The organism is Pseudomonas sp. NFACC46-3 (assembly GCF_900114515.1).
Lineage (GTDB): Bacteria > Pseudomonadota > Gammaproteobacteria > Pseudomonadales > Pseudomonadaceae > Aquipseudomonas > Aquipseudomonas fluorescens_Q.
Genome location: NZ_FOTH01000003.1, coordinates 235,476 through 257,827, shown reverse-complemented (window position 1 = coordinate 257,827; position 22,352 = coordinate 235,476). Strand labels below are relative to the sequence as shown.

Below are 22,352 nucleotides of genomic sequence, written 5' to 3'. Positions count from 1 at the left end.
GGTATTTCCCAATGGCTTTAATCGCTCGAGCCCGAAAAAAGCGCAAGCCGGTCGCCGAGATGAACGTGGTGCCCTACATCGACGTGATGTTGGTGCTGCTGGTCATCTTCATGGTGACCGCGCCGATGCTCAATCAGGGCGTGAAGGTCGATCTGCCCAAGGTTTCCAGCGAAGCCTTGCCGCAGGACAACAACACCCAGGTCCTGACCATTTCGATCAAGGCTGACAAGACCTACTACTGGAACCTTGGCAGCGAAGTCGACACCGAGAAGCAGCAGGACCGGGCCATGACGTTGCCGCAGATGACCGATGCGGTGACCAAGATCATTCGTGTCGGCAACGATGCCGGCAAGCGCACGCAAGTCTTCATTCGCGGCGACAAGACCGTCGACTACGGTGCCGTGATGGGGGCCATGGGCGGCCTGCAGAAAGCCGGGGTCGGTAATGTTGGCTTGATCACTGAGGCGCCCTGATGCAGCAACAGCGAGAGCCGTCCGCCTCGGAAAGCTACTTCTGGCCCAGTGTCCTGGCCATCGGCCTGCATGTGCTGGTGTTCGGCATGCTGTTCGTCAGTTTTGCCATGACTCCGGAGTTGCCACCGGCCAAGCCGATCGTGCAGGCGACGTTGTACCAGCTCAAGTCGAAAAGCCAGGCGACGACCCAGACGAACCAGAAGCTTGCCGGTGAGGCGAAGAAGTCTGCCGCGCGCCAGACTGAAGTCGAGCAAATGGAACAGAAGAAGGTCGAGCAGGAAGCGATAAAGGCCGCGGAACAAAAGAAAGAGGAAGCGGCTCAAAAGGCCGAGGAAGCCAAGAAGGCCGATGAGGCGAAAAAAGCGGACGAGGCGAAAAAGGCTGACGAAGCCAAGAAAGCCGACGAAGCGAAGAAAGCCGAGGCCAAAAAGGCAGAAGAGAAACAATTGGCTGATATAGCCAAGAAGAAAGCCGAAGAAGAAGCCAAGAAAGCCGCTGAAGAAGAGGCCAAGAAAGCGGCCGCTGAAGAAGCGAAGAAAAAGATCGTCGAGGACGCGAAGAAAAAAGCCGCCGAAGACGCCAAGAAGAAAGCTGAAGCTGAAGAGGCGAAAAAGAAAGTCGCCGAAGACGCGAAGAAGAAAGCCGCCGCCGACGCCGCCAAGAAAAAGGCCCAGGACGCAGCGCGTAAATCCGCCGAAGACAAAAAGGCCCAGGCCTTGGCAGATTTGCTTTCCGACACGCCGGAGCGCCAGCAGGCATTGGCTGATGAGCAGGGCGATGAAGTCGCCGGCAGCTACGATGACTTGATTCGCGCACGAGCGGCAGAAGGCTGGGCTCGTCCACCTTCGGCGCGCAAAGGCATGACGGTCGTATTGCAAATCGGCATGTTGCCCGACGGTACGGTTACCTCGGTCAGCGTCGCCAAGTCCAGTGGTGACGGTCCGTTCGACGCTTCGGCGGTCGCAGCGGTCAAGAACATTGGGCGATTGACGGAAATGCAAGGAATGAAACCGAGCGACTTTGCTCCCTATCGTTCATTCAAGATGACATTCACACCTGAGGATCTAGCCTTGTGAGAAACCTTCTTCGATCAATGCTGGTCGTTATCTGCTGCCTGGCAGGGATAGCGGTAGCAGAGGAAAAGAACATCCTGGTCACCAGCGGCAGCGACCGGGCGACCCCGATTGCCGTCGTACCGTTCGGCTGGCAGGGCGGTAACGTCCTGCCGGACGACATGGCGGAAATCATCGGCAACGACCTGCGCAACTCGGGTTACTACGCGCCGATTCCGAAGCAGAACATGATCAGCCTGCCAACCCAGGCCAGCGAAGTCATCTACCGTGACTGGAAGGCCCTGGGCGCCCAGTACATCATGGTCGGCAGCATCGTTCCGGCTGGCGGTCGCCTGCAGGTGCAGTACGCCCTGTTCAACGTCGCCACCGAACAGCAAGTGCTGACCGGCAGCGTGTCGGGCAGCGTCGATCAATTGCGTGACATGGCGCACTACATCGCCGACCAGTCGTTCGAGAAACTTACCGGCATCAAGGGCGCGTTCTCCACTCGCATGCTCTACGTGACGGCCGAGCGCTTCTCCGAGAACAACACCCGCTACACCCTGCAGCGCTCCGACTATGACGGCGCCCGTGCGGTGACTCTGCTGCAGTCGCGCGAGCCGATCCTGTCGCCGCGCTTTGCCCCCGATGGCAAGCGCATCGCCTATGTCTCGTTCGAGCAGAAGCGTCCGCGCATTTTCGTGCAGCACATCGACACCGGTCGTCGTGAGCAGATCACCAACTTCGAAGGCCTGAACGGTGCGCCAGCCTGGTCGCCGGACGGCTCGCGGCTGGCGTTCGTACTGTCCAAGGACGGCAACCCGGACATCTACGTGATGAACCTGGCTTCGCGTTCGATTTCCCGTGTCACCAACGGCCCGGGCATCAACACCGAACCGTTCTGGGGCAAGGATGGCTCGACCATCTACTTCACCTCCGACCGTGGCGGCAAGCCACAGATCTACAAGACCAGTGCGGGTGGCGGCGGTGCCGAACGCGTGACGTTCGTCGGTAACTACAACGCCAACCCGAAGCTGTCGGCAGATGAAAAGACCCTGGTGATGATCCATCGCCAGGATGGTTTCACTAATTTCAAGGTGGCGGCCCAGGATTTGCAGCGCGGTAGCGTAAAAATCCTCACTGATAGCACTCTGGACGAGTCACCCACTGTTGCGCCCAACGGCACCATGGTAATCTACGCCACCCGCCAGCAGGGCCGGGGAGTCTTGATGCTCGTGTCCATTAATGGACGCGTGAGGCTCCCGCTTCCTACCGCTCAAGGCGAAGTCAGAGAACCGTCCTGGTCCCCTTACCTGAACTGACGCGGCGCTATACGTTTTACTTAACACACTGGGGTTCATTAGGAGTTTCACGATGGAAATGCTGAAGTTTGGTAAATTTGCTGCGCTGGCTCTGGCCATGGCTGTAGCTGTAGGTTGCTCGTCCAAAGGCGGCGACAATGCCGGTGAAGGCGCTGTTGATCCAAACGCTGGTTACGGCGCTAACACCGGTGCAGTTGACGGCTCCCTGAGCGAAGAAGCTGCTCTGCGCGCAATCACCACCTTCTACTTCGAATACGACAGCTCGGACCTGAAGCCAGAAGCCATGCGCGCTCTGGACGTTCACGCCAAGGACCTGAAAGCAAACGGCGCTCGCGTTGTTCTGGAAGGCAACACCGACGAACGTGGTACTCGTGAGTACAACATGGCACTGGGCGAGCGTCGTGCGAAAGCCGTTCAGCGCTACCTGGTACTGCAAGGTGTTTCCCCAGCTCAGCTGGAACTGGTTTCCTACGGCGAAGAGCGTCCAGTTGCTACCGGCAACGACGAGCAGTCCTGGGCTCAAAACCGTCGCGTCGAACTGCGTAAGTAATTCGTCATGCGAACGTGCCGTCGTGCTGTAACTGTTCTGGCTCTCAGCCTTGCGCCGCTTGCGGCGTGGGCTGCGGTTCCTGTGGTCGATAACGATGCCGGCTATAACAATAGCGGGAGTAGCTATCCGCCTGCGGGTTACGGTACGAACGGCGCCTATGCCGGGGGAGGGGTTTCGGCCCCTGTCTCGGCACAGGGCCAGCTGTTCAACCAACTGCAGCAAATGCAGGATCAGATCTCGCGCCAACAGGGTGTGATCGAAGAACTGCAAAATGATATTTCGCGCATGAAGCAGGAAAACCTGGAGCGATACCAGGATCTTGATCGGCGCATAGGAACCGGCGTTGCACCTGCACCTGCCGCGACTCCTGAGAATTCTCCTGCCGGTGGCGACTTGAACGCCCCCGGCGCAGCCGCAGGCGCGGGGGCAGCCGCTCCCGCAGCACCTGCCGCCGGTGGCGAGCCGGCTGATCCGGCGAAGGAAAAGCTCTATTACGATGCTGCCTTCGACTTGATCAAGGCCAAGGATTTCGACAAGGCCAGCCAGGCTTTTGCCGCTTTCCTGCGCAAATACCCAAACAGCCAGTACGCGGGCAATGCCCAATACTGGTTGGGCGAAGTGAACCTGGCCAAAGGCGACCTGCAAGGTGCCGGCCAGGCATTCGCCAAGGTTTCGCAACTGTATCCCAAGCACGCCAAGGTGCCGGATTCGCTGTACAAGCTGGCTGATGTAGAGCGCCGCCTCGGTCACACCGACAAGGTAAAAGGCATTCTGCAGCAGGTGGTGGCCCAATATCCGGGGACATCCGCCGCCCAGTTGGCCCAGCGCGATCTGCAACGCATGTAAGCTGGCTTGACCTGTTTTGAAGAAACCCGCGCCTGTCGCGGGTTTTTTCGTTAGAATTCACGCCCTTTTTATGAAACACGCTTTTTGGGATCTGCGCGTTGGCGGGGTTCCTTGAAGTGCCTGACGGAGGCGGACAGCCTGTTTAGCTGTTACGCCCGTGGCGACTATGCAAGACACATTGAGAATCACCGAAGTTTTTCACTCTTTGCAGGGTGAAACGCGGACGGCTGGGCTGCCCACAGTATTTGTGCGCCTCACCGGTTGCCCGCTGCGTTGCCAATACTGCGACAGTGCCTACGCGTTCAGCGGCGGCACTGTGCGAACCCTCGACGATATCCTGGAGCAAGTGGCCAGTTATCGTCCGCGTTATGTCTGTGTCACGGGCGGCGAGCCCTTGGCGCAACCCAACGCCATCCCCTTGCTCAAGCAGTTGTGTGATGCCGGTTACGAGGTTTCCCTGGAAACCAGCGGCGCCCTGGATATCTCGGCCGTCGACCCGCGCGTCAGCCGCGTCGTGGACCTGAAGACTCCAGGCTCCAAGGAAGCGCACCGTAACCGTTACGAGAATATCGAGTTGCTGACCCCTAACGATCAGGTCAAATTCGTAATCTGTTCACGGGAAGATTACGACTGGGCCGTGTCCAAGCTGATCCAGTACGGGCTCGACCAACGGGCCGGCGAAGTGTTGTTGTCGCCGAGCCATCACGATTTGAGCGCTCGGGACCTGGCGGACTGGGTGGTGGCGGATAACCTGCCGGTGCGCCTGCAACTGCAGCTGCATAAATATCTTTGGAACGACGAGCCGGGGCGCTGATATGACTGAACATTCGAACATTGCCGAAAAACGTGCGGTCATCCTGTTGTCCGGCGGCCTGGATTCGGCCACCGTCGTGGCCATGGCCCGTGCCGAGGGTTACCGCTGCTACACCATGAGTTTCGATTATGGTCAGCGCCACCGCGCAGAACTGCACGCGGCCGAGCGAGTGGCCCGGGACCTGGGCGTGGTGGAACACAAAGTGATCGGCCTGAACCTCAACGGCATTGGTGGCTCGGCCTTGACCGACAGCTCCATCGACGTGCCGGAGGCGCCTAGCGAAGGCATCCCGGTGACCTATGTGCCGGCGCGTAACACCGTATTCCTGTCCTTGGCATTGGGCTGGGCCGAAGTGCTGGGCGCCCGTGATATTTTCATCGGCGTCAATGCTGTGGATTACTCCGGTTACCCGGATTGCCGCCCGGAGTTCGTCGAAGCCTTCGAGCGCATGGCGAACCTGGCGACCAAGGCCGGCGTAGAAGGGCAGGGTTTCCGCATCCAGGCACCGTTGCAGAATCTCAGCAAGGCCGACATCGTCAAGGCCGGTGTGAAGCTTGGCGTGGACTATGGGCTCACTGTTTCCTGCTATCAGGCCGACGATCAGGGCCGTGCTTGCGGCAAGTGCGACAGCTGCCGCCTGCGCGCAGAAGGCTTTGCCGCGGCGGGTGTGAGCGATCCAACCCGTTATTTTTGATTTATTTCAAATTAGGTGTTGAATAGTCCTTAGAAATCAGTATTATACGCGCCACCACACAGCGGGTCGTTAGCTCAGTTGGTAGAGCAGTTGGCTTTTAACCAATTGGTCGTAGGTTCGAATCCCACACGACCCACCATTTTTTGCAGTTTTAAAAGTCTGGAAGGCCCACGAAAGTGAGGATTTCCGGATTTTTTTTTGCCTGGAATTAAGTGTCCTCCCGCCCAAGGGCAGGGAGTCAGCAGTCCTGTCGTGGAGCCGTCGCCATGCTCACGACTGCCAGGGCCTTCAGCCCTTTTTCTCGCCCGACGCGGAGCGATGAGCGCCAGAAACCAGCGCTTCCCATGCGAGCCAACGTCCTGCCTGGATCTGCCATGAGGGCACCCGGCAAGCCCATTCTTTCTGTGGTTTCCTGGCGAATACCGGTAACCGAGGTTTGCGCACAACCTTGCTATTGAGCGTGCTGACACAGAACTTCGAGTAGTTTTTCAGCTCTTTGAGTTCAAGTGACAGCATGTCTTTTGGGCACAGTAACAGTACGTCCCCAAAGGAATACAACTGGAACGCCTCGACTTCTATTTTTTGCGCAGCAACCTGACGTGTTTTCCACATGGTGGCGCTCAGGTCTTGCAGTTTTATCTCTTCTGGCAAGGCGTATCGCTCCGCCGTTTGTTGGCGAACCGATAAGCCTCCTGCTGCGATGTAGGTGATCTGGCTCAAACTGCCCGGCGAAAGCAATGTGAAGGCGCAGAAGGCCAGGATCATTGCGATCAGGCCATTGAAGGTCCGCCTGTAGATGTCCCCCTTGAAACAATGAAATATGACGACCGGTAGCAGGGTGAAGATGAGTGTCAGCCAGGACAGACCCGCCACGTAGGGGACGGTGTCAGGTGTTTCCCTCTCCATATATGAACGTATCGTCAGCAGGATTGGAAAGGCGGCGAAGAGCACGGTGACGAATATGGAGATCGAGAGCAGGGTGACGAGCCAGAACTCTTTGCGAGCCCGTACCCACGCCTGTAGCCGCTGCCATTTTTCTTTTAGCCAGCGCCACGCTGGCGTCGTCTTGTTTTTGAGTGCCTGCAAACAGGTGAGCCATTTTTGCAGCCAGGCCTTCCGGGGGCGGGCAGGTTTATGTTGCTGCAGCTTTTTCCGCTTTATTTGTTGATGGGCTGCCAGGCGTTTCAAGCGGGCTCGCTCCAGCCTGGCTTGGACAAGTGTGCTTTTCCTGATGACTCTTTTGAACGGCGTGAATGCGTACATGAGAAAGCACGCAACGAAGACGATCAGGAGCAATGCCGCGAATATCGTCCAGGCGTTCAATGTGGACAGGAAAAAGGTGGCCCAGATGAACGCGCTAAATCCCACAACCGTGGGGAACACCAGATAGAAAACAATCTTCGATTGGTTGTCCTTCATGTTTGAAAAAAGCGAAACCGAGCAGCCGAACATCCACGTTGTCGCCCCCAAGATGAACAAATACGACAGCATCAGCAGCAGGACCAGCACGACCCAGACCAACAGTGCAGACTTCACATCGATGGACGGCATGAACAGATCGATTCGTCCAATCGTCCGGGTATAAAGGTACAACGTGACGAACCCAAGCCCTGTCGCGAGCAGGCCTAACGTGACGGTGATCTGGGTCCAATAGGAAAGAATGCGTTTGACGGTGTGCTTGAGCACTTCAGCGAAGGTTCTGTCAGGAATGACGGACAAGGCGTAGCTCCCTTACGAGGTAAAAATCCTGGCAGGTATAGTAACGCCAAGTCGCACCAGCTAAATCTTCAACCTAGCAAGTCCTCCTACTGGAAATTCAGCGGATGTGCTGTCCGTAATGTTTCGGGTCCAGGCGCAATACCATCACCATCATCAACGCCATGACCGCCGTGAGCGACCACCAGGCCCACTCAAAACTCCCCAACTGGTCGCGGATCATCCCGGCAATCAATGGCGAGAGGCCGGCGATGAGATAGCCGACACCCTGCACGAACGCGGTAAGGCCACCGGCCCGGCGTGGGTTGTCCAGGTGGTCGAGGGATACGATCAGGCTCATGGGGAATAGGCCGCCGATACCCAGCCCCAGCAGGCAGGCCCAGAGCAGGCTGAAGCGTTCCGGACTGAGGATCAGGCCGCAGAAGCCGCCGATGATCAGGGCCAGCAGGACGCTCAGGACCAGGCGTTTATCCCGGCTGCGGTTGGCAATAGCCGGAGTGACCAGGCCGGATAACACTTCCATTGCCGTGAGGAACCCCAGCAGCAGGCCAGCGTGCTGTTCGCTCCAGCCCTTTTCCACGTAGTACGGCGCCAGCCAGGCCAGCACGCAGGTGTAGGAAGCAGTGCCCAGGCCAAAGAAAATCGCCAGGAGCCAGGCCCGGGCGTTGCGGGAAAACGCTTCGTGATGCCGGGACGCTGCTTCGGGCAAGGGCGTGATGTTCGAGCGCTGGGCGTACCAGCAGCCCAGGGCGACCAGCGCCAACAATGCCCAGATTGCCAGGCCGACGCGCCAACTGCCGGTCTGCGTCAGGACAAAGGGTGAAAACGATGCGGCAATCGCCGCCCCGCCCATGATGGAGGTGACGTACAAGCCCATGAACAGCGAGACGTTGTCGGCGAAGCGTGACTTGATCAGTGCCGGCATCACAGCCTGGATCAAAGCGATCCCAAGCCCGGCGACGATCGCACTGGCGATCAACCCGGCGGCGCTGTCCAGGTACAAACGCGAGGCCGTGGCGATGCCAATGATCAACAGCGACAGCACGATGGTGCGGTGTTCACCGATGCGCAGGGCGATGCGCATGCCCAGGAACATCGCCAGGCCCATCGCCATGACGGGCAACATGGTCAGCAGCGAGGCGGTACTGAAACTCAAGGGCACCTCGCCGCGAATGGCCGACAACAAGGGCCCGACCGCCGCCATTGAGGGTCGCAGGTTCAGCGCCACCAAGACGATGCTGACCATCAGCCAGATGGCGTGGGTGGTTGAAGTTCGAATGTTTTCCATGGAGCCGCCTTTGCTGGACAAAAGGGCATTTAGGCTGGGGCGGCCTGTCATGGGCAAACTGAAAACTGGCAGGGTGTATCGAAAAATTAAATACGGCACGCAATCAGTGAAGGGATCAGAGTTATTGTGTGGCGAGGGAGCTTGCTCCCGCTGGGGCGCGTAGCGGCCCCTTGCGGTGTGTCAGGCAAACCAGGGGGCTGCTTCGCAACCCAGCGGGAGCAAGCTCCCTCGCCACACAATAGTCGTTCACAACCTCCTATTCCATCGCCGGGCTCAGCGTCCCCAGCCACGCCACCAATCCCAGAATGATCACCGCCACACAGAACTCCAGCACCATGCTGCGCCGCAGGGCATTCACCGCAACGCCGTGCTCGCCGGTCTGTCGGGCCTGTTCCAGCAATGGGCTCAGATGAAAGCGGTTCAGCGCGGCGAACACCAACATGGCCGCGAACAAGATCAGCTTGAGCGCCAGTAACTGACCATAAGTGCTGTCCAGCAGCCCTTCGACATTCGGGCCGACGATAAACAGATAATTCACCACCCCCGTCACGCTGATGACCACCACGATCACCGCCCCGGCGGTTTCAAACCCGGTCAACGTCCGGGCCAGTACCGCCAGCCGAGGTTCGGCCTGGCGCAGCAGCAAGGCAAACGCGGCCAAGGCCCCGACCCAGCCACCCGCCGCCCACAGGTGCAGGAAGTCGGTGATGAAGTGCCAGTTGCGGCGCTCACCTTCGTCCATGGCGCCATGCCCGGCCCAGGCCAGCGTCGCCAACGCGACGGCGCCGCCCAGCATGACCAGCCATAGGCTGAGGGTCGGCCAACGTCCATTGAGCGTCGCGGCGACACCGGCCAACAGCAGCGCCGCTATCCGCAGTGTCCAACTCGAGCCGACGTCGGTCTCCAACACCATCATTTCAATGTGCGGCCACAGTTCGGCCCAGTCTGAAACACCGCTCATGGCCCAGGCCATGCACGCCATGGCGGCGAAGGACAGCAGTCCGCCCAGCACCGCCGTGGTCACTAGCAGCGGTGTGAAAGGCAACTGCGCGCCCGACGCCCGCTCCTGGCCTCGCAGGCTATAGAGCCCGAACGCGGCCAGGCCGAACAACAACATCAGATCCAAATACAGGGCAAACCGCAGGGCGATGTTGATCGAGTCGCTCATCAACTCACTTCACCTTGAACGTGACGTTACCGGTGATCGGGTGAGTGTCGGACGACACCGCGCGCCACTGGACCTGATAGGTGCCGGCGCTGAGGGGACCATTCGGGACAATGACCATGGTTTTCGGGTCATCGCTGCCGGAGACCTTGGCTGGCACGGGCATGGGCGAATGCGCCGCCATGCCGGGCATCTCGGTCATCATCAGCTTGGCACCGGAAAACTTGGTCATCAGGTTTTCGGAAAAGTGCAGCTCGATCTTTGCCGGTGCCGCACCCTCGGCGCCCTCGGCGGGGGTAGAGGACAGCAGCTTCGGATGGGCCTGGGTCAAGCCGCTGATCAACAGGCCAGTGGACAGGGCGACAACAGCAACAGCGTTTTTGAGCAATGACATGCAAGGACTCCTACAACGTGGTTTTTTAATTTTGGGTGAAACAGCTCAGCGGGTCAGAACCACATGCGCAGCCCCAATACCAGGCGGGCTTCGCTGCGATCTTCACCTTCTGCGCGGGCGTAGTCGGCGGTGTTGCCGTAGGTCCGGTTCCAGGTGACGCCAACGTATGGCGCGAATTCGCGGCGTATTTCATAACGTAGCCGTACGCCGAGTTCGGTGTCCGACAGCCCTGAGCCGACACCGCGGGCGGGGTCGTTCTTGCCATAGAAGTTGACCTCGGCGGTGGGCTGCAGGATCAACCGATTCGTCAGCAAGATGTCGTAGTCGCCTTCCAGCCGCGCCGCGCTCTGGCCACCTTCGCCGATGAACGCGGTGGCTTCGGCTTCGAAGTTGTACAGCGCCATGCCTTGCACGCCGAAGGCGGCCCAGGTTTGCGCATCGCCCGGCTTGAAGTCCTGGCGTACGCCGGCCACCACGTCCCACCAAGGACTGATGGCGTGGCCCCACAGGGCCTGAAGTTCCGCCTCTTCGGTCTTGCCGTTGAGGCGTTCACCTTCGGAGCGCAGCCACAAACGGTCGATGTCGCCACCGATCCAGCCGGAGGCATCCCAGCTCAGGGCGCTGCCATCATCGGCGTCTTGCCACTCCAGCTGGTCGATGAGGAAAAACGAATTGATTGCGCTGTCATGCACCGCGTGTCCGCCATGATCCTCGTAGACGGCGGCGCGATCGGCGGCTGTCAGTTCCGGGATCGGCGTGCGGCTGGTGGTCGGCGCTGATTGCATGGGCTCCATGCCCTGCATCGAGTCCATGCCTTGCATTGAATCCATACCTTGCATCTGGCTATGGTCCATCCCGGGCATCTGGCGGTGATCCATGCCTTGCATGTCGTTGCCCGCCGCCCAGGCCGAGGTGGTGGCGCCGAGGGTGAGGCTGGCAATGAGTGCCATGGGGTATTGAAAAAAAGTGGTCATGGTCGGCTCCTCATTCCTGCACCCGAACTTCACGGAACATCCCCATCTCCATGTGAAACAGTAGATGACAGTGGTACGCCCAGCGCCCGAGGGCATCGGCGGTGACGCGGTAGCTACGCTTGGCGCCCGGTGGCACGTCGATGGTGTGCTTGCGCACCATGAACTGGCCGTTCTCGTCCTCCAGATCGCTCCACATGCCGTGCAGGTGGATGGGGTGGGTCATCATGGTGTCGTTGATCAGCACGATGCGCAGTCGCTCGCCGTACTTGAGCAGCAGCGGCGCGGCGTCGGAAAATTTCACGCCGTTGAACGACCAGACGAATTTCTCCATGTGCCCGGTCAGGTGCAGCTCGATCGTACGGCCCGGCTCGCGACCGTCGGGGTCGGGGAAGGTGCTGCGCAGGTCTGAGTAGGTCAGCACTTTGCGGCCGTTGTCGCGCAGCCCCATGCCTGGGTCGTCGAGCTTGGGCTTGACGCTCATGGCCTGCATGTCGACCAGGGGGTTGTCTTTCTCGGTGTCGGGGTGCGACAGCATGCCGTCCATGCCTTGTATGGCACCGTGATCCATACCGGCCATGTCGCCCATCCCCTGCATCTGGCTATGATCCATGCCTTGCATCTGGCTGTCGTCCATCCCGGCCATGCCCTGCATCGAGCCGTGGTCCATGCCGCTCATTTGCCCCATGTCGCCCATGCTGCCGTGGTCCATGCCACCCATGCCCATGTCGTCCATGGTCACCAGTGGCCGCGGGTCCAGGGGCGGCACCGGTGCCGACAACCCGGCCCTGGCCGCGAGAGTGCCGCGGGCATAGCCGGTGCGGTCCATGGACTGGGCGAACAGGGTGTAGGCCTCCTGGGTCGGTTCGACGATGACGTCATAGGTTTCGGCCACGGCGATCCGAAACTCATCGACACTCACCGGTTTGACGTATTGGCCGTCGGACGCCACCACCGTCATCTTCAAGCCGGGAATGCGCACGTCGAAGTAGCTCATGGCCGAGCCGTTGATAAAGCGCAGGCGAAGACGCTCGCCAGGCTTGAACAGGCCGGTCCAGTTCATGTCCGGCGCCTGGCCGTTCATGAGGTAGGTGTAGGTGGCGCCACTGACATCGGCCAGGTCAGTGGGGTTCATCTTCATCTCGGCCCACATCTTGCGATCGGCCACAGTGCTGGCCCAGCCGTTCTTGCCCACATCGTCAATGAAGTCGCCGACGGTGCGTTTGTTGTAGTTGTAGTAGTCCGACTGTTTCTTGAGCTTGCGAAGGATGTTGCCGGGGTCTTCATCGGTCCAGTCGGTGAGCATCACCACATAGTCCCGTTCGTACTGGAAGGGCTCCGGTTCCCTGGCGTCGATCACCAGCGGGCCGTAGACCCCGGATTGTTCCTGGAAGCCAGAATGGCTGTGGTACCAGTAGGTGCCGTTTTGCCGGACCTTGAACTGATACACGTACATGCCGTCGGGTTCGATGCCCTTGAAACTCAACCCCGGAACACCGTCCATGTTGGCTGGCAGCAGGATGCCGTGCCAGTGGATGGAGGTTGTCTCCTTCAAGCGATTGCGCACCCGCAGGGTGACGGTGTCGCCTTCACGCCAGCGCAGCAGCGGGCCGGGAATGCCGCCGTTGATGGTCTGGGCGGTACGTGGGTTGCCGGTGAAGTTGATCGGGCTTTCGCCGATGAACAGATCGAACTCGGTGCCGCTCAGAACGTTGGGTTGGCCAGGGCTGGTGACCGCCCAGACAGGCGCGCGCCACAAGCCCAGGCCACCGAGGATGCCGCCGGCAGTCAGGCCCTTTACGAAGGTTCGCCGGGAAGTTTTTGTTTGCATGCGATGGAAGTCCGTCAGTCGATTCGCAGCGAGCACTGGGGCATTGCCCAGTGCCGGTGTGAACAGAAGATGACATAAGCCGGCTGGGCAGGTGATTACATTTCAGTCAGCTTGAGGGAGGCGCTTATCCACTGGCATGAACGGACTTTTGTGGCGAGGGAGCTTGCTCCCGCTGGGTTGCGAAGCAGCCCCAAAAAGGCTGGGTACAACGCACCTTGCGCGTCAAATGATGGATTTTGGGGCCGCTGCGCGCCCCAGCGGGAGCAAGCTCCCTCGCCACGGAGGGCCGCGTCCGGCCCCGGGACCTGGGCACAGGTCAGAATGATCTTTTGCATCGGTGGGATATTCTGTAGCCTTGCCGGCTTCATGCAGTCCCGTGCCTGATTGATACCCACTTTCCCGGCGGTACCCGAGTGGTCCGGAGCCGGGTGTATACTCGACTTTCGCGCTAAACGCGCTTGCAGGTCTTGCGAACATGACGCAAATTTCCGAACGCCTTCTGGTCCAGGCCCACCTCGACGCCAAGCAGCCCAAGCCGCTGAGCGCCGAGCAAGAGGCCTGGTACCGCGCCGCCATCGCCGCCGAGCTCAAGGCTCAGGACGCGGTGCTGGTCGCGCACTTCTACTGCGACCCGATCATCCAGGCCCTGGCCGAAGAGACCGGTGGTTGCGTGTCCGACTCCCTGGAAATGGCCCGCTTCGGCAATGCCCACCCGGCCAAGACCGTGGTGGTGGCGGGAGTCAAGTTCATGGGCGAGACCGCCAAGATTCTCAACCCCGAGAAACGTGTGCTGATGCCCACCCTGGAGGCCACCTGCTCCCTGGACCTGGGCTGCCCGGTGGACGAGTTCTCGGCGTTCTGCGACCAGCATCCGGAGCGCACCGTGGTGGTGTATGCCAACACCTCGGCGGCAGTGAAGGCCCGGGCCGACTGGGTGGTAACGTCCAGTTGTGCGCTGGAGATCGTCGAGAGCCTGATGGACAACGGCGAGACCATCATCTGGGGCCCGGACAAACACCTGGGGACCTATATCCAGCGCAAGACCGGCGCCGACATGCTGCTCTGGGACGGTGCCTGTATCGTCCACGAAGAGTTCAAGTCCAAGCAGTTGGAGGACATGAAGGCGCTGTACCCGGACGCTGCGATCCTGGTGCACCCGGAGTCGCCGACGTCGGTGATCGAACTGGCGGATGCCGTGGGCTCCACCAGCCAATTGATCGCTGCGGCCCAGACCCTGCCGAACAAGACGCTGATCGTCGCCACCGACCGGGGTATTTTCTACAAAATGCAGCAGCTGTGCCCGGACAAGGTCTTCATCGAAGCCCCGACCGCCGGCAACGGCGCGGCGTGCCGCAGTTGCGCGCACTGCCCGTGGATGGCGATGAACACCCTGGAACGCACGCTCAAGAGCTTGCAGGAGGGCGCCAACGAGATCTTCGTCGACCCGGCGCTGATCCCCCAGGCGATTCGTCCGCTCAAGCGCATGCTGGACTTCACCCAGGCGGCGCGAATGAAGCTGGCGGGGAATGCCTGAAGCTGAAGAAGATTTCGAGGCTAGCGAGGTTTTGTGGTGAAGGGATTTATCTGTGGTGAGGGGATTTATCCCCGTTGGGCTGCGAAGCAGCCCCCTCTATTTTCCTGACATTGCACGGTGTCAGGTTTTAGGGCCGCTTCGCGACCCAGCGGGGATAAATCCCCTCGCCACAAATGTATTTCAACTTTTCTGATTAGGTGGCTTTACTTGGTCTTCTTGGGAATCCGCACCAGCTGCGTATCCGAGTAGATGTCATGCCAACTGCGCTTGCGCTTGTCGAACAGCGCCCAGATAAAGCCCAGCCCCACCAGCAGCAATGACGCAATCGATACCACGAACCGCAACAGCGCCTGCCACAGGCTGATGGCCGTGCCATCGGCGTTCTGTACGCGGATGCACCACACCTGCATGCCCAGGGTCTGGCCATTGTGGGTCCAGAATTTGGCGAAGAAGCCGAACAGCACGAACAGCAGCACGGTGGACAGCAACGGGTCGCCGTCCAGGGCACCGGCCTCGGTGAGGGCGCGCATTTTTTCTTCACCGATGATCGCCATCTGGATCATCTTGTAGGCGCCGCTGGTTACGATCAGCAGCGCCGTGCACAGCAAAAAGTCATAGAACATTGCCGCCAGGCGACGGCCCAGGCCGGCGGGGGGGAAGTCGCCCTGGGGCGTGAGCAGGTGTTTGGGCATGACGGTCTCGGACGAAAAAGAAGCCATTTTACGGATTTACGCCCATAAAAAAGCCCCTGATATCAATCAGGGGCTTTTTAGTTCGCGAAAGCCTTAGGCTTCGGCTTGAACCTCGTCAGCCTGCATGCCTTTCTGGCCTTGCACAGCAACGAAAGTGACTTTCTGGCCTTCTTTCAGGCTCTTGAAGCCGTTGCCCTGGATGGCGCGGAAATGCACGAACAGGTCCGGACCGCTTTCAGGCGTGATAAAACCAAAACCCTTCTCGTCGTTGAACCACTTGACGGTACCGCTCTGACGTTGAGACATTTTCTTATTTCCTTTGACGCTAAAATTGATGACAGCCTCTTTCGCATGAAAGAGTACTGGGCTGGGTTGCAGGAAAGTAAGAGACGTCGAACGGGATGTAGCAAACTTCATAAGCTACTGCCCAGGTCACGATTCCAAGCGACCCATGCAAACACAGTGACCAAACTCTACGCCAACTACGAATGAAAAAACAACCCCCCGGGGAAGCCCGTATTTGCTCAGCTTGCAGGCATTTACATACATCGCCGGGCGGGGCTTATTCGATAGGCTAGTTCAATTGTTAACGACTGTTATAAGCGCCATTGAATGTCTAAGGATATGCACCTTTTTATGGCGGTTGCGTTACACATTAGTGCACGTATAACGCAATCGCGTTACTTATAGAAACAGTCAATCAACCGCGGTAGTAGCGCTGTGGGACGAATGGCATTTTGCTTACAAGTAAAGGCACCTTTTTCCCACGCACGATGGCCCAAACTGGCGTATCCAGGGCGACATAGGCGCTGTCCAGGTAACCCATCGCCAACGGACCGCCCAGGGTCGGGCCGAAACCGCCGCTGCACACCGTGCCGATAATCTCGCCCGCTTCGTTGACGATCTCTGCGCCTTCGCGCACCGGTGTACGTTCCTGGGGCAGCAGGCCGACGCGTTTGCGCTTCACGCCGCCCTGTTGTTGGGCGTACACGGTTTCAGCGCCGGGGAAACCGCCAGCGCGGGCGCCGTCGGCGCGACGTACTTTGGAAATCGCCCACAACAGGCTGGCTTCGATCGGCGTGGTCTCGGTGTTCATGTCGTGGCCGTAGAGGCACAGGCCGGCTTCCAGGCGCAGCGAGTCACGAGCGCCGAGGCCGATGGCCGCGACTTCCGGCTCGGCCAGCAGGGCGCGGGCCAGTTTTTCCGCCTCAGCGGCAGGTACCGAGATTTCGAAACCGTCTTCACCGGTGTAGCCCGAACGGCTGACAAAGCAGTCCATGCCCAACAGCGTGACTCGCTGGAACTGCATGAAGGTCATCTTCGCCACGTCCGGCGCCAGGCGTGCGAGCACGGTGACGGCGGCCGGGCCTTGCAGGGCGAGCAGGGCGCGGGCTTCGAACAGTGGCTCGATGCTGCACTGATCACCAATGTGCGTGCGCAGGTGGGCCAGGTCCTGGTCCTTGCAGGCCGCGTTGACCACCAGGAACAGTTCGTCGTTGCCCAGGTTGGCGACCATCAGGTCGTCGAGGATGCCGCCGTTGTCGTTGGTGAACATGGCGTAGCGCTGCATGCCCACCGGCAGGTCGATGATGTCCACCGGCACCAGGGTTTCCAGGGCCTTGGCGGCGCCTGCGCCGGTCAGGCGGATCTGGCCCATGTGGGACACATCGAACAGCCCGGCCTGGTCGCGGGTGTGCTGGTGTTCCTTCATCACCCCCAGAGGGTACTGCACCGGCATGTCGTAGCCGGCGAACGGCACCATGCGGGCGCCGAGTTCGAGGTGCAGCGCGTGCAGCGGGGTCTTCAGCAGTTGTTCGGTGGACATATCAGCTCCTGGAAAAAATGTGGAAGTGAGGCAAGCGCATCAGCATTCGATGATGTTGACCGCCAGACCGCCGCGGGCGGTCTCCTTGTATTTGCTTTTCATGTCGGCGCCGGTCTGGCGCATGGTGCGGATGACTTTGTCGAGGGAGACGAAGTGATGCCCGTCGCCGCGCATGGCCATGCGCACCGCGTTGATGGCCTTCACCGAGCCCATGGCGTTGCGTTCGATGCACGGTACCTGCACCAGGCCGCCGATCGGGTCGCAGGTCAGGCCAAGGTTGTGTTCCATGCCAATCTCGGCGGCGTTTTCCACTTGCTGCACGCTGCCGCCGAGCACTTCGCACAGGGCGCCGGCGGCCATGGAGCAGGCCACGCCGACTTCACCCTGGCAGCCGACCTCGGCGCCGGAGATGGAGGCGTTTTCCTTGTACAGGATGCCGATGGCGGCGGCGGTCAGCAGGAACCGCACCACGCCATCTTCGCTGGCGCCGGGGATAAAGCGCATGTAGTAATGCAGCACCGCCGGAATGATCCCCGCCGCCCCGTTGGTAGGCGCGGTGACGACGCGCCCGCCATAGGCGTTTTCTTCGTTGACCGCCAAGGCGTACAGGTTGACCCAGTCGAGCACCGACAGCGGGTCGCGCAGTGCGGCCTCCGGGTTCTTGCACAGCTGGCGGTGCAACGCCGCGGCCCGGCGCTTGACCTTCAGCCCGCCCGGCAGAATCCCTTCGTTGCGACAGCCCGCCGCCACGCAATCCTGCATCACCTGCCAGATTTTCAGCAGGCCGGCACGGGTCTCGGCTTCGGGGCGCCAGGCGCTTTCGTTGGTCAGCATCACCTGGCTGATGGACAGGCCATAGGTGCTGCAATGGCCCAGCAGGTCCTTGGCGCTCTTGAAGGGGAAGGTCAGGGGCGTGGCATCTTCGACGATGCGGTCGGCGCCGGCCGCGCCTTCGTCGACGACAAAACCGCCACCCACCGAGTAGTACTCGCGGCTGCGCACTTGCAGCCCTGCGGCATCGAAGGCGCGGAAGATCATGCCGTTGGGGTGAAAGGCCAACGGCTTGCGGATCATCGCCAAGTGCAGCTTTTCATTGAATTCGATGGAGTGTTCGCCGAGCAGGTTCAGGCGACCGCTGCTGCGGATCGCTTGCAGGCGGGCGTCGACGGTTTCGGTGTCCACGGTGTCGGGATGTTCGCCTTCCAGGCCCAGCAGCACGGCCTTGTCGCTGCCGTGGCCCTTGCCGGTGGCGCCGAGCGAGCCGTAGAGCTCGACCTTGACGCTGGTGGTGCAATTGAGCAAGTCATCGCGACGCAGCCCCTCGGCGAAACGGGCAGCGGCACGCATCGGGCCGACGGTATGGGAGCTGGAAGGGCCGATACCGATCTTGAACAGGTCGAACACGCTTAACGACATGGTGTTTCTCCGGTTTCTTTTTATGAGGATCGACGGTTATGAAATGAGGCACAGGCTCCTTTGTGGGAGCGAGCTTGCTCACTCCCACAAAGGAGATGTGGTTTCCTTGAGAAGGTGACCTTCCACAAGGTTCGCGGTGTTGTTGAGAGGGGCGAGCAAACCCGCCCCCCTACAGGTCAAGCGTAGCTTTCGATCGACGGGCAGGCGCAGACCAGGTTGCGATCGCCGAACACGTTGTCGACCCGGCCCACCGGCGGCCAGTACTTGCCTTCGATCAACGACGCCACCGGGTACACCGCCTGTTCGCGGCTGTAGGGGTGGGTCCACTCACCGACGATTTCCGCGGCGGTGTGCGGGGCGTTCTTCAGTGGGTTGTCGTCTTTGTCCAGGCTGCCGTTTTCCACCGCGCGAATTTCTTCGCGGATGCAGATCATGGCGTCGCAGAAGCGGTCCAGCTCTTCCTTGGATTCGCTTTCGGTCGGCTCGATCATCAACGTGCCGGCCACCGGGAACGACATGGTCGGCGCATGGAAACCGAAATCGATCAGGCGCTTGGCCACGTCATCGACGCTGATGCCGCTGCTGTCCTTGAGCGGGCGCAGGTCGAGGATGCATTCGTGGGCCACCAGGCCGTTGCTGCCGGAGTAGAGCACCGGGTAATGCTCTTCCAGGCGACGGGCGATGTAGTTGGCGTTGAGGATCGCCAGTTGCGAGGCGCGCTTGAGGCCGGCGCCGCCCATCATGCGGATGTACATCCAGGTGATCGGCAGGATGCTCGCGCTACCGAACGGCGCTGCGCAGACCGCGCCTTCCTTGCGCGCCATGTTGGCGTGGCCCGGCAGGAACGGCGCCAGGTGCGACTTGACGCCAATCGGGCCGACGCCCGGGCCGCCACCACCGTGGGGGATGCAGAAGGTCTTGTGCAGGTTCAGGTGCGAGACGTCGCCACCGAACTTGCCTGGGGCGCAGAGGCCGACCATGGCGTTCATGTTGGCGCCGTCGATGTACACCTGGCCGCCGTTGTCATGAATGATGCCGCAGATTTCGCGGATGCCTTCTTCGAACACGCCGTGGGTGGACGGGTAGGTGATCATCAGCGCCGCGAGGTGTTCGCGGTGCTCGATGGCCTTGGCCCGCAGGTCCTCGATGTCGACGTTGCCGCGGGCATCGCAGGCGGTCACGACCACGCGCATACCGGCCATGTGGGCGGTGGCCGGGTTGGTGCCGTGGGCCGAGGACGGGATCAGGCAGATGTCGCGACGGTCTTCGCCACGGCTCTGGTGATAGGCACGGATCGCCAGCAAGCCGGCGTATTCGCCCTGGGAACCGGCGTTGGGTTGCAGCGACACCGCGTCATAGCCGGTGGCGGCGCAGAGCATGGCCTCCAGCTCGTCGGTCAGTTGCTGGTAGCCAGCGCTCTGCTCGGCCGGGGCGAACGGGTGCAGGGCGCCGAACTCGGCCCAGGTCACCGGGATCATTTCGCTGGCGGCGTTGAGTTTCATGGTGCAGGAACCCAGCGGGATCATGGTGCGATCCAGGGCCAGGTCCTTGTCGGCGAGCTTGCGCAGGTAGCGCATCAGCTCGGTTTCGGAGTGGTAGCGGTTGAACACTGGGTGGCTGAGGATCGCCGATTGGCGCACCAGCTCGGCCGGGATATGGCTTTGCACGCTGGCGGCCAGTGCCGCGAAGTCCGGCACGGCCTTGCCGTCGGCCATCAGGTTACCTATCAAACGGAGCAGTGCTTCGACGTCAGCCTGGCTGGTGGTCTCGTCCAGGGACAGGCCCAGGCGTTCAGCGTCCACCACACGCAGGTTGATGCGCTGCGCGCGGGCCTTGTCGTGCAGGGCAGCGGTTTGCGCGCCGGTGCGCAAGGTCAGGGTGTCGAAGAAGCTCTCTTGCTCGACGCTCAGCCCTAGCGCGCCCAGGCCCTTGGCGAGGATCGCGGTCAGGTGATGGATGCGATTGGCAATTTGCACCAGGCCCTTGGGACCGTGGTACACGGCGTACATGCTGGCGATGTTGGCCAGCAGCACCTGGGCGGTGCAGATGTTGCTCGTGGCTTTCTCGCGGCGGATGTGTTGCTCGCGGGTCTGCATCGCCAGGCGCAGGGCCGGTTTGCCGAAACGGTCCACGGAAACGCCGACCAGGCGGCCCGGCATGTCGCGCTTGAACGCGTCCTTGGTGGAGAAATACGCCGCGTGCGGGCCACCGAAGCCCAGCGGCACACCGAAGCGCTGGGCGCTGCCGATGGCCACGTCGGCGCCGAACTCACCGGGTGGGGTCAACAGGGTCAGGGCCAGCAGATCCGCGGCCACCGCTACCAGGGCGTTGGCCGTGTGGAAGCGTTCGGTCAGTTCGCGGTAGTCGAACAGGTCACCGTTGCTGGCCGGGTATTGCAGCAGCGCGCCGAAGAAGCCGCTGACGTCGCTCAGTTCGCGCTCATCGCCGACCACCACGTCGATGCCCAGGGGCTCGGCACGGGTGCGCAGCACGTCGAGGGTTTGCGGGTGGCTGTGCACGGAGGCGAAGAACGCGTTGCTGCCCTTGTTCTTGCTCAGGCGCTTGCAGAAGGTCATGGCTTCGGCGGCGGCGGTGGCTTCGTCGAGCAAGGACGCGTTGGCGATCGGCAGGCCGGTAAGGTCGCTGATCAGGGTCTGGAAGTTCAGTAGCGCTTCGAGACGGCCCTGGGAAATCTCTGGCTGGTACGGGGTGTAGGCGGTGTACCAGGCCGGGTTTTCCAGCAGGTTGCGCAGGATCGGTGCCGGCGTATGGCAGTTGTAGTAGCCCTGGCCGATGTAGGTCTTGAACAGTTGGTTCTTGGCGGCGATGGCCTTGATCGAGGCCAGTGCATCGGCTTCGCTCTGGCCGTCGCCCATGTCCAGCACGCTGGTGCCCTTGATGCTTTCCGGGATGACGCTGGCGCTCAGGGCTTCCAGGGAGTCGTAGCCCAGGCGCTCGAGCATGGCTTGCTCGTCGCTGGCACGCGGGCCGATGTGGCGGGCAATGAATTCGTTGGCAGTGCCGAGATTAACAGTCATGTGGCGCTCCTCAGGCTTCGGCGTTGGCTTTGATCAGGCGGTCGTAGGCATCCTGATCCAGCAGTTGGCCAACGGCAGCGGCGTTGACTGGCTTGAAACGGAAAAACCAGCCATCGCCCAGGGGATCTTCGTTGACCAATTCCGGATTGCTTTCCAGGGCCGGGTTCACCTCGAGCACTTCACCGTCCAGTGGCATGTAGACACCGCTGGCTGCTTTCACCGATTCCACGGTGGAGGCTTCGGCACCCTTGTCGTAGCTTTGCAGTTCCGGTAACTGAACATAGACCACATCGCCCAAGGCGTTCTGGGCAAACGCAGTAATACCGACAGTAACGCTGCCGTCGGCTTCGGTGCGCAGCCATTCGTGATCTTCAGTGAAACGCAACTCGCTCATGGAAACTCCTGGGGCCAGATTCGTCTGGTGGACGCGAAGAAAGGCGCGGGGCTTGGCCCGGCCGAATGCTAATACCCATAGCAAGAATGCGGCCAATGTGAATAAGTGCTTATATATCAATGACTTGATTGGTTTTGTCGAAACTTGGATCGACTTCGCTGTAGCGAAATCGCTACAGCTGGGAGGCCGGATAAAATCGTTGTGGGATCAAAGCCTTGCGCAGCGCTGCTTGGCGATGAGTGTAGCGATATCGTTCCACTGTAGCGCTTTCAGTACAGGTGGAGGTCGTTTTTGACATGATTTCGACCGCAACTCAGAACCCTGTGGGCGCTTGCTC

20 protein-coding genes and 1 tRNA gene are annotated in these 22,352 nt (G+C 60.7%); 9 read left to right on the top strand and 12 right to left on the bottom strand.

The genetic code is table 11. The features are described 5' to 3' along the window. The first annotated feature begins 20 nt into the window (after positions 1 to 20). From tolR to BM300_RS06690, 8 genes are all read left to right on the top strand, one after another. A complete protein-coding gene (tolR, locus tag BM300_RS06725; RefSeq protein WP_161798348.1) occupies positions 21 to 473 on the top strand; it encodes a protein TolR in 453 nt (150 codons plus the stop codon). Further along, positions 473 to 1,549, top strand: a complete 1,077-nt coding sequence (gene tolA, locus BM300_RS06720) for a cell envelope integrity protein TolA (RefSeq protein ID WP_092145116.1) — start codon at positions 473 to 475, stop codon at positions 1,547 to 1,549. The genes tolR and tolA overlap by 1 nt, the downstream gene beginning before the upstream one ends. After that, positions 1,546 to 2,847 (top strand): Tol-Pal system beta propeller repeat protein TolB, encoded by a 1,302-nt coding sequence (gene tolB / locus BM300_RS06715; protein ID WP_063324614.1) that lies wholly within the window; start codon positions 1,546 to 1,548, stop codon positions 2,845 to 2,847. The genes tolA and tolB overlap by 4 nt, the downstream gene beginning before the upstream one ends. 52 nt (positions 2,848 to 2,899) lie before the next feature. Beyond that, positions 2,900 to 3,397 carry a peptidoglycan-associated lipoprotein Pal gene (pal, locus tag BM300_RS06710; RefSeq protein WP_003178634.1) on the top strand — a complete coding sequence of 166 codons (498 nt, stop codon included), beginning with the start codon at positions 2,900 to 2,902 and terminating at the stop codon, positions 3,395 to 3,397. 6 nt (positions 3,398 to 3,403) lie between these two features. Continuing rightward, positions 3,404 to 4,243 (top strand): tol-pal system protein YbgF, encoded by an 840-nt coding sequence (gene ybgF / locus BM300_RS06705; protein ID WP_063324615.1) that lies wholly within the window; start codon positions 3,404 to 3,406, stop codon positions 4,241 to 4,243. 166 nt (positions 4,244 to 4,409) lie between these two features. Then, positions 4,410 to 5,057: a 7-carboxy-7-deazaguanine synthase QueE gene (gene queE / locus BM300_RS06700; protein ID WP_072348921.1), complete on the top strand. Its 648-nt coding sequence runs from the start codon at positions 4,410 to 4,412 to the stop codon at positions 5,055 to 5,057. Between the two features lie 19 nt (positions 5,058 to 5,076). Beyond that, positions 5,077 to 5,751, top strand: a complete 675-nt coding sequence (queC, locus tag BM300_RS06695) for a 7-cyano-7-deazaguanine synthase QueC (protein WP_170862027.1) — start codon at positions 5,077 to 5,079, stop codon at positions 5,749 to 5,751. A gap of 63 nt (positions 5,752 to 5,814) precedes the next feature. Beyond that, positions 5,815 to 5,890 (top strand) — tRNA-Lys (locus BM300_RS06690). A 149-nt stretch (positions 5,891 to 6,039) separates the two neighbouring features. On the opposite strand, the gene BM300_RS06685 is transcribed toward BM300_RS06690, so the two are convergent. The 6 genes from BM300_RS06685 to BM300_RS06660 all read right to left on the bottom strand — a co-directional run bounded on the left by BM300_RS06685 (position 6,040) and on the right by BM300_RS06660 (position 13,116). Then, the gene (locus BM300_RS06685) at positions 6,040 to 7,470 is read right to left on the bottom strand and encodes a hypothetical protein (RefSeq protein WP_092145122.1); all 1,431 of its coding nucleotides are present in this window, start codon (positions 7,468 to 7,470) and stop codon (positions 6,040 to 6,042) included. A 97-nt stretch (positions 7,471 to 7,567) separates the two neighbouring features. Then, the gene (locus BM300_RS06680) at positions 7,568 to 8,755 is read right to left on the bottom strand and encodes a cyanate transporter (RefSeq protein ID WP_063324619.1); all 1,188 of its coding nucleotides are present in this window, start codon (positions 8,753 to 8,755) and stop codon (positions 7,568 to 7,570) included. Between the two features lie 256 nt (positions 8,756 to 9,011). Further along, positions 9,012 to 9,923 carry a copper homeostasis membrane protein CopD gene (gene copD, locus BM300_RS06675; RefSeq protein WP_092145126.1) on the bottom strand — a complete coding sequence of 304 codons (912 nt, stop codon included), beginning with the start codon at positions 9,921 to 9,923 and terminating at the stop codon, positions 9,012 to 9,014. Between the two features lie 4 nt (positions 9,924 to 9,927). Beyond that, a complete protein-coding gene (gene copC, locus BM300_RS06670; RefSeq protein ID WP_092462380.1) occupies positions 9,928 to 10,314 on the bottom strand; it encodes a copper homeostasis periplasmic binding protein CopC in 387 nt (128 codons plus the stop codon). Between the two features lie 53 nt (positions 10,315 to 10,367). Then, positions 10,368 to 11,288 carry a copper resistance protein B gene (locus BM300_RS06665; protein WP_092462378.1) on the bottom strand — a complete coding sequence of 307 codons (921 nt, stop codon included), beginning with the start codon at positions 11,286 to 11,288 and terminating at the stop codon, positions 10,368 to 10,370. A gap of 10 nt (positions 11,289 to 11,298) precedes the next feature. Then, positions 11,299 to 13,116 carry a copper resistance system multicopper oxidase gene (locus tag BM300_RS06660; RefSeq protein ID WP_092462376.1) on the bottom strand — a complete coding sequence of 606 codons (1,818 nt, stop codon included), beginning with the start codon at positions 13,114 to 13,116 and terminating at the stop codon, positions 11,299 to 11,301. Positions 13,117 to 13,591: 475 nt separating this feature from the next. Between BM300_RS06660 and nadA the strand changes: the two genes are divergently transcribed. Then, positions 13,592 to 14,650 carry a quinolinate synthase NadA gene (nadA, locus tag BM300_RS06650; protein WP_063324624.1) on the top strand — a complete coding sequence of 353 codons (1,059 nt, stop codon included), beginning with the start codon at positions 13,592 to 13,594 and terminating at the stop codon, positions 14,648 to 14,650. Positions 14,651 to 14,853: 203 nt separating this feature from the next. Here the strand turns inward: nadA and BM300_RS06645 are convergent, their stop codons facing one another. The 6 genes from BM300_RS06645 to gcvH all read right to left on the bottom strand — a co-directional run bounded on the left by BM300_RS06645 (position 14,854) and on the right by gcvH (position 22,015). Next, positions 14,854 to 15,342, bottom strand: a complete 489-nt coding sequence (locus tag BM300_RS06645) for an RDD family protein (RefSeq protein ID WP_014339905.1) — start codon at positions 15,340 to 15,342, stop codon at positions 14,854 to 14,856. Between the two features lie 93 nt (positions 15,343 to 15,435). Further along, complete coding sequence (locus BM300_RS06640; RefSeq protein ID WP_003175786.1) at positions 15,436 to 15,648, bottom strand: cold-shock protein; 213 nt, start codon at positions 15,646 to 15,648, stop codon at positions 15,436 to 15,438. 394 nt (positions 15,649 to 16,042) lie between these two features. Next, positions 16,043 to 17,167, bottom strand: a complete 1,125-nt coding sequence (gene gcvT, locus BM300_RS06635; RefSeq protein ID WP_092345651.1) for a glycine cleavage system aminomethyltransferase GcvT — start codon at positions 17,165 to 17,167, stop codon at positions 16,043 to 16,045. Between the two features lie 39 nt (positions 17,168 to 17,206). After that, on the bottom strand, positions 17,207 to 18,583 hold the full coding sequence (locus BM300_RS06630) for an L-serine ammonia-lyase (protein ID WP_063324627.1): 1,377 nt from the start codon (positions 18,581 to 18,583) through the stop codon (positions 17,207 to 17,209). Positions 18,584 to 18,759: 176 nt separating this feature from the next. After that, positions 18,760 to 21,621, bottom strand: a complete 2,862-nt coding sequence (gcvP, locus tag BM300_RS06625) for an aminomethyl-transferring glycine dehydrogenase (protein WP_092462374.1) — start codon at positions 21,619 to 21,621, stop codon at positions 18,760 to 18,762. Positions 21,622 to 21,631: 10 nt separating this feature from the next. After that, positions 21,632 to 22,015, bottom strand: coding sequence for a glycine cleavage system protein GcvH (gene gcvH / locus BM300_RS06620; RefSeq protein WP_003205000.1), 384 nt, complete (start codon positions 22,013 to 22,015; stop codon positions 21,632 to 21,634). Between the last annotated feature and the right edge of the window lie 337 nt (positions 22,016 to 22,352).